The sequence below is a fragment of the Bacillus sp. ISL-4 genome (assembly GCF_018613275.1).
GTDB classification, from domain to species: domain Bacteria; phylum Bacillota; class Bacilli; order Bacillales; family DSM-1321; genus Peribacillus; species Peribacillus simplex_E.
The window spans coordinates 21,665-27,664 of sequence record NZ_JAGGQN010000048.1 but is presented as its reverse complement, the minus strand read 5'-3'; the positions used below and the strand labels follow the sequence as shown (position 1 = coordinate 27,664).

The 6,000-nt window shown below is 37.7% G+C and carries 6 protein-coding genes and 1 pseudogene; 4 read left to right on the top strand and 3 right to left on the bottom strand.

The genetic code is table 11. The annotated features are described in order from the left end of the window. Nucleotides 1-322 precede the first annotated feature (322 nt). On the bottom strand, nucleotides 323-1,204 hold the full coding sequence (locus J7J00_RS24055; RefSeq protein WP_214795244.1) for a DMT family transporter: 882 nt from the start codon (nucleotides 1,202-1,204) through the stop codon (nucleotides 323-325). Between the two features lie 114 nt (nucleotides 1,205-1,318). On the opposite strand from J7J00_RS24055, the pseudogene J7J00_RS24050 reads away from it, so the two are divergent. The 3 genes and pseudogenes from J7J00_RS24050 to J7J00_RS24040 all read left to right on the top strand — a co-directional run bounded on the left by J7J00_RS24050 (nucleotide 1,319) and on the right by J7J00_RS24040 (nucleotide 3,415). Continuing rightward, a pseudogene (locus J7J00_RS24050) lies at nucleotides 1,319-1,931 on the top strand (helix-turn-helix domain-containing protein). 391 nt (nucleotides 1,932-2,322) lie between these two features. Further along, complete coding sequence (locus J7J00_RS24045) at nucleotides 2,323-2,814, top strand: Type 1 glutamine amidotransferase-like domain-containing protein (protein ID WP_214795252.1); 492 nt, start codon at nucleotides 2,323-2,325, stop codon at nucleotides 2,812-2,814. 181 nt (nucleotides 2,815-2,995) lie between these two features. After that, nucleotides 2,996-3,415 carry a VOC family protein gene (locus J7J00_RS24040; RefSeq protein ID WP_214795240.1) on the top strand — a complete coding sequence of 140 codons (420 nt, stop codon included), beginning with the start codon at nucleotides 2,996-2,998 and terminating at the stop codon, nucleotides 3,413-3,415. Between the two features lie 65 nt (nucleotides 3,416-3,480). On the opposite strand, the gene J7J00_RS24035 is transcribed toward J7J00_RS24040, so the two are convergent. Continuing rightward, the gene (locus tag J7J00_RS24035) at nucleotides 3,481-4,347 is read right to left on the bottom strand and encodes an SDR family oxidoreductase (RefSeq protein WP_192206554.1); all 867 of its coding nucleotides are present in this window, start codon (nucleotides 4,345-4,347) and stop codon (nucleotides 3,481-3,483) included. A 188-nt stretch (nucleotides 4,348-4,535) separates the two neighbouring features. On the opposite strand from J7J00_RS24035, the gene J7J00_RS24030 reads away from it, so the two are divergent. After that, entirely contained in the window at nucleotides 4,536-4,970 is a 435-nt protein-coding gene (locus J7J00_RS24030; RefSeq protein ID WP_309487234.1) for a GNAT family N-acetyltransferase, read from the top strand. 138 nt (nucleotides 4,971-5,108) lie between these two features. Here the strand turns inward: J7J00_RS24030 and J7J00_RS24025 are convergent, their stop codons facing one another. Next, nucleotides 5,109-5,558 carry a hypothetical protein gene (locus J7J00_RS24025; protein WP_214795238.1) on the bottom strand — a complete coding sequence of 150 codons (450 nt, stop codon included), beginning with the start codon at nucleotides 5,556-5,558 and terminating at the stop codon, nucleotides 5,109-5,111. Nucleotides 5,559-6,000: the final 442 nt, after the last annotated feature.

Genomic DNA, 6,000 nt, shown 5'->3' with positions numbered 1-6,000 from the left:
TTATGCAACTATCGGGGCAGAATAGTTCCATAAGGAATACTATATTAGATCTAACGAGAAACTTATTTTAAGGAGGAAAACATGAGCTTAGAGCATGATTTTTACCTTATTTCTAAGACAACTGATTTAAAAGTCAGTTCTATAAAAAAACGAAAAAATCACTAATCTAATCTTTTAGAGACTTTTTAAATGCAAAAACACAACTTTTATTTAGCTAATACGTCTAAGTGATAAAGTGTAGAAGTGATTCAAATAATGCCTCCTTTAGTTGAACAAGCTTCTAATAACTGTCCTTAAATTAAATCTCTTGTACTCCAATTATTTATTTGTTATTTCTTTGCTGTAGTAAAAATAATGCTAGACCAATTAAGATGAATGCGATTCCTATACCTTGTTGTAAAGAAATGACCTCATCCAAAATGAAATATGCGAGTATACAAGTTCCGATCGTCTCTCCTAATATGCTCATTGAAATAACTGAGGTACTTAGCCATTTCAACAACCAATTAAAAATCGTTTGCCCTAATATCGTTGCAATAAACGCTAATCCAATAAAGGACAACCATGTTTGTTTGGAATAATTGACGAAAGAAGTTTGCTGGCTGAAAACAAAAATACTTAAAAATAGTACGCTACTGGTATAACCGATGATTGAATAAGGGATAAGAGATAGCCTTTTACGGACATGCTGGCCAATGAAGAAGTAGGCCGTAATAACACCTGCTGCAATAAAAGCAAGTATATCGCCAAATAATGCCTGCCCACTAATTTGAAAATCCTGCCATCCAATGACAATACTTCCTGCAATCGCTACGAGACAGCCCATTATAGCGCCTTTACTGAAGTGCTCTTTGAATAGAAAGTAACCGCCAACCATCGAAAAAAGTGGCTGTAATGTGACGATGACAGTCGAACTTGCTACCGATGTGTAATTTAATGATTCAAACCACAATAAATAATGTGCTGCCAGGAATAAACCTGAGAGTAATCCAAGTCCCCATTGTTTTTTTGACAACGAACGTATTTCTTTACGGTTCTTTTTATTTACTAATAAAAATGGCAAAAGCATTACTGCTGTAAAAAGCATCCGATAAAATGCTGTAATTGTCGCAGGTGCATCTGCTAATTTCACAAAGATTGCTGAAGTAGACAATGCAAATACGCCCAAAAATAAGATCGTGTAAGACATAAGTGGTGACTTCAATACTGTTCCCCCTTTACGTTTGTTTACTATAATAAAAATAATATATTATAATGTACAAATGTAAGTATAAAATATTTATGTTATTGAAAAAAGAATTATTTCTCCATGTTTAGTATGTCAGCACAAAAGACATCAAACATACATTATTTTAAAAGGGGCATATGCCATGAAAAATCATCGCTTAGGACAAACAGTATTAAACTATCGTAAGAAGAATGGTATGACAATTCGTGAGTTTGCTGATTATGCGGGAATTAGCACATCACTTATTAGCCAAATTGAAAGAGGACAAGGGAATCCGTCGTTAAGTGTCCTAGAGTTAATTGCAAAAGCACTAAACGTGCCACTATTTACTCTGTTTGTTAATGAAATTGATACAGATTCCCTCATTTCCAGAAAGAAAGATCGAAAGAAAGTATATCGAGAAAATACTGATCATATTGTCTATGATGTATTAACACCAGATTTTATGAAAGCACATATTGAACTCTTAATGATGGATTTGAATGCACATTCTACTACTACAGAGAGTCATTACTCACATGACAATAAAGAAGAGATTGCTGTGGTTATGAAAGGTCAAGCATATGTTGAACTGGAAGGAACCGAATATTTTTTAGATGAAGGAGATGTCGTACGTATTCCACCAAATGTTAAACACCGATTTTTGAACAAGAGTGATGAACCTAATCATATTTTATTCGTACTAACCCCATCATTAGTTTAACACCTAAAATTTGGTAAATAGTATTAATCGGGCAGTGTGAATTTGTTAATTACTATAAATATTCCAGGATAAATTCTATCTTCTCTTTTCGCAATATTAGTTTTGTTTTGACTAATAAAACTAGTGCAATCTATTAGACGGTAAAACCGTCTTTTTTTATGTCACTATCGGGGGAGATTAGCTGAAGAGCGGTGACATATAAAGGTATTGTCCTTTTTACATAGAATGTTTTAAGAGAATAGCATGTGAATAAATGGGGGACATATATGGATATTTGTTTTATTGGTGGCGGAAATCAGACGAATAATGAATTAGGTGAAGTGTTCCTGGAACTTTCAAAAATGATCTGATAATCCCTTTTGCAACCGACAATTCCAGGTGTGAAAGTTGGATGGCAAGTATCAAACAAGCCTTTTCAATAATGGAGAATGTATGTATTGAATCATTAAACGAAGGCCTTTCAGACACCGAAATGAAAAGCTCTATAATAGAACATGATATTCTTTATTTTATTGGTGGAAAGCCAGAAAGGTTGATCCATGTAATAGAAGAAAAAGGGCTCGCCCCAATTATCAAAGACTTTCAAGGTTTAATCATTGGATATAGTGCGGGTTCATTAGCTCTCTGCAATGATTGCATCATAACAAAAGATAAAGACTATCCAGAAACGATAGTAATCAAGGGCTTGGGGTTAGTCGGGTTTAGTGTTGAGGTCCATTATGAGGATAATATAGATGGAGAATTAATTCCCCTATCAAATGAACGAAAGATATATGCAATACCAAATGGAAGTGCAATTTTCTCCAAGAACGGGGAACCATTTAAAGTTACAAACGATATCTATTCCTTTCAAAATATGAAAAAGGAAATTGTGACCTCCTAGGTCTTAAAGAACAAGCAGGCGCTTTCTCCAAATTGGAGAAGGTTGGCGGGGGGACTGAAGGAATTGGTTGAAACTGGACAGGTCAGTATAAAGGCTAATTGTTAGCGTAATTCAAAGTTGAGTCAATGAACTCAATTTAAAAGCCTTCCAACAAATTCTCTATACAGAGAGGGATGGGACAATGGAAAGTAAATGGCCGAATGAAATGAAAGTAGCGCAAATCAGGGTTGCACGTCCTACTGATCAACTAAAAAAGGTTGTGAACTTCTATTGTGAAGGATTAGGCTTGAAAAAAATCGGTTCTTTTGAAGGGCATGAGGGATATGACGGCATCATGATTGGGCTTCCTGATTCCAGCTATCACCTGGAGTTTACTCAGCATAAAGATGGCAGTCCTTGTCCTGCCCCATCACAAGATAATCTGCTTGTCTTTTATATTCCTGAACGTAAAACCATTGAGGATATCACGAATAGATTGAAAGGTATGGGGTATGAACCGGTTTCTCCGGAAAATCCATATTGGGAAAAATCCGGTGTTACCATTGAAGATCCGGATGGTTGGAGAGTAGTATTAATGAATTCGCCCGGCATAGGAAATTAAATTTCGTATTTACGGATGTAAATGAAAACGACCGAAAAGCACCATGCTTTTCGGTCGTTTTGGGTTTATGAGGACATCGTGATCCCGCCATTGATGTGAATGCACTGTCCCGTTATATATGCACCTTCATCAGATGCCAGCAGCACATAGGCGCCTGCATGATCTGCCGGCTGCCCAGGGCGGCCAAGTGGTGCCTCGGTACCGAACTCGGCAACGGATTGTTCGTCGAACGTCGCCGGGATGAGCGGAGTCCAAATCGGGCCTGGTGCCACCATATTGACCCGGATCCCTTTTTTAGCCACATTCTGTGCAAGGCTGCGCGTGAATCCGACGATTGCCCCTTTTGTCGCTGTATAATCCATCAAAGTTGCATGTCCTCTATATGGGTTGATCGATGTTGTGTTGATGACCGAGTTGCCTTGTTTCATATGAGGAACCGCGTGCTTGCTCATGTAAAAAACTGAATAAATATTGGTGCGGAACGTTTTGTCCCATTGCTCGTCCGTGATGTCCTCAATGTTTTCCGTCGGGAACTGCACCGCTGCATTATTGACGAGGATGTCCAGCTTTCCAAACTCGTCCAAAGTCTTCGTAATCAATTCCTTACAATTCGCCTCCACGGAAACGTCACTTGGAAGCAAGAGGCAGCGAACGCCTTCCGCTTCAATCAGCTGCTTCGTTTCCTCGGCATCACCGTGCTCATCTAAATAATTCACAACCACATGGGCGCCTTCCTTTGCATAAGCAATGGCAACCGCACGTCCGATGCCGCTATCTCCGCCTGTAATCAAGGCAACGCGGTCCTTTAGCTTACCGCTTCCTATGTAATCCTTTGGCTGAATCGGAAGTGGATTCATCTCAGATTCAATGCCAGGCTGTCTTTCCTGTGTTTGTCCGGGCTGTCCGTTTTTTTGCTGTTCATATATATTCAAAGAAAATCTCCTCCTCTTAAACTATTGATCTAGTCATACTTTAGCCGTAAAAAAGTACGGTTAAACATCATGATTCCCATCGACTACTTCTGTAAGCGATTACAACATTATCGAAGCAATACAGTAAAAAAGGAATTACGGTGTTGGAAGTTGAAATACATGCTAATAAAACTTTCAGGGGTGTTAATGTGAATTCGATAGAAACAATACAAGAATTAACCAATAAAGAACAATGGTTAGAAGCCTTTCCAATCATGAATCAGCTGCGTACTGACTTAACTCAAAAAACATATCTGGAGCTACTTGAAGAAATGAGGAAAGATGGATACTGTTTGTTTGCTTTATATAAAGATAACCAGGTTGTATCCTTGGCTGGTTTAAGCTGGAGAGTGAACTTTTATAATAAACGTCACGTATTTATTTATGACCTTGTAACAGATTCTGCCCACCGTTCATTTGGATATGGAGAGAAGTTATTGAATTATATACATAACTGGGCAAAAGAAAACGGAGCTGCATATGTGGCATTGGAATCTGGAATTCGGCGAAACGATGCCCACCGTTTCTATGAAGAGAAATTAGATTATGATAAATGGTGCTACTCATTTAGAAAAACGCTGTGAGTGGAAATAGCGATGGAAAAGAGCTGAGTAATCAGCTTTTTTTTATGTTGGAGAACAAAAGTAGTAATGAAGTGAATGTAAGACACATTGTCCACTATGTGTATTGGGTTATAAACATTTTTAATCAGAATAGAACAATTAAAATTCACGAGTAAATCGCAGATTCACGAGTAAATCAGCTAAACTCACGAGTAAACGCAGATTCACGAGTAAATCGTCTAAACTCACGAGTAAATCGCCGAAACTCACGAGTAAACGCAGATTCACGAGTAAACAGGTTAAATTCACGAGTAAACGCAGATTCACGAGTAAATCAGCTAAACTCACGAGTAAATCGTTGAAACTCACGAGTAAACGCAGATTCACGAGTAAATCGTCTAAACTCACGAGTAAATCGCCGAAACTCACGAGTAAACGCAGATTCACGAGTAAACAGGTTAAATTCACGAGTAAACCGCTAAATCTCGCGAGTAAACAGGCTAAACTCACGAGTAAACGCAGATTCACGAGTAAATCGGCTAAACTCACGAGTAAATCGTTGAAATTCACGAGTAAACGCAGATTCACGAGTAAATCAGCTAAATTCACGAGTAAACCGTATTGAAGAAACGTTCAGCTCGATTCAAAAAAGGGATTATTAAATGATGGGCTAGTGTGTAGAAATTCAAGGGATGGGTTCACGTAGTAGCCAGCTGGTAAATTAAGCTTCAGGTTGCTGCAGAGTCTTTTTACATAATGAACACAAATACTGAAAATTACGTCAGGATGAAAAGTGAGGAGTTCGGAAGTGTTGGAAATGCTAGTTTGTTTTTGTAACGGGAGTCGTTTTTCTATATTTTGGTTTGTTTCAATACAATTGGCTGTATAAGGGTGTAAAAAAGATTGAAGAAGGCAATAATTTTCCTTTCATAAGCAGTTATTGGTGCTGGAGGATTTTGTTCATCGGAATCAGTATATTCATCATTACAATTGTAAATTCATTCTTTCGCTGAAAAGACCTATTTGAAAATTTTTGTAATGATTTATTTAG

Bases quoted from the DNA above. Each gene is read 5' to 3' on its own strand.
- J7J00_RS24045 (WP_214795252.1), top strand. From the start codon at position 2,323: ATGGCAAGTATCAAACAAGCCTTTTCAATAATGGAGAATGTATGTATT.
- J7J00_RS24040 (WP_214795240.1), top strand. From the start codon at position 2,996: ATGGAAAGTAAATGGCCGAATGAAATGAAAGTAGCGCAAATCAGGGTT.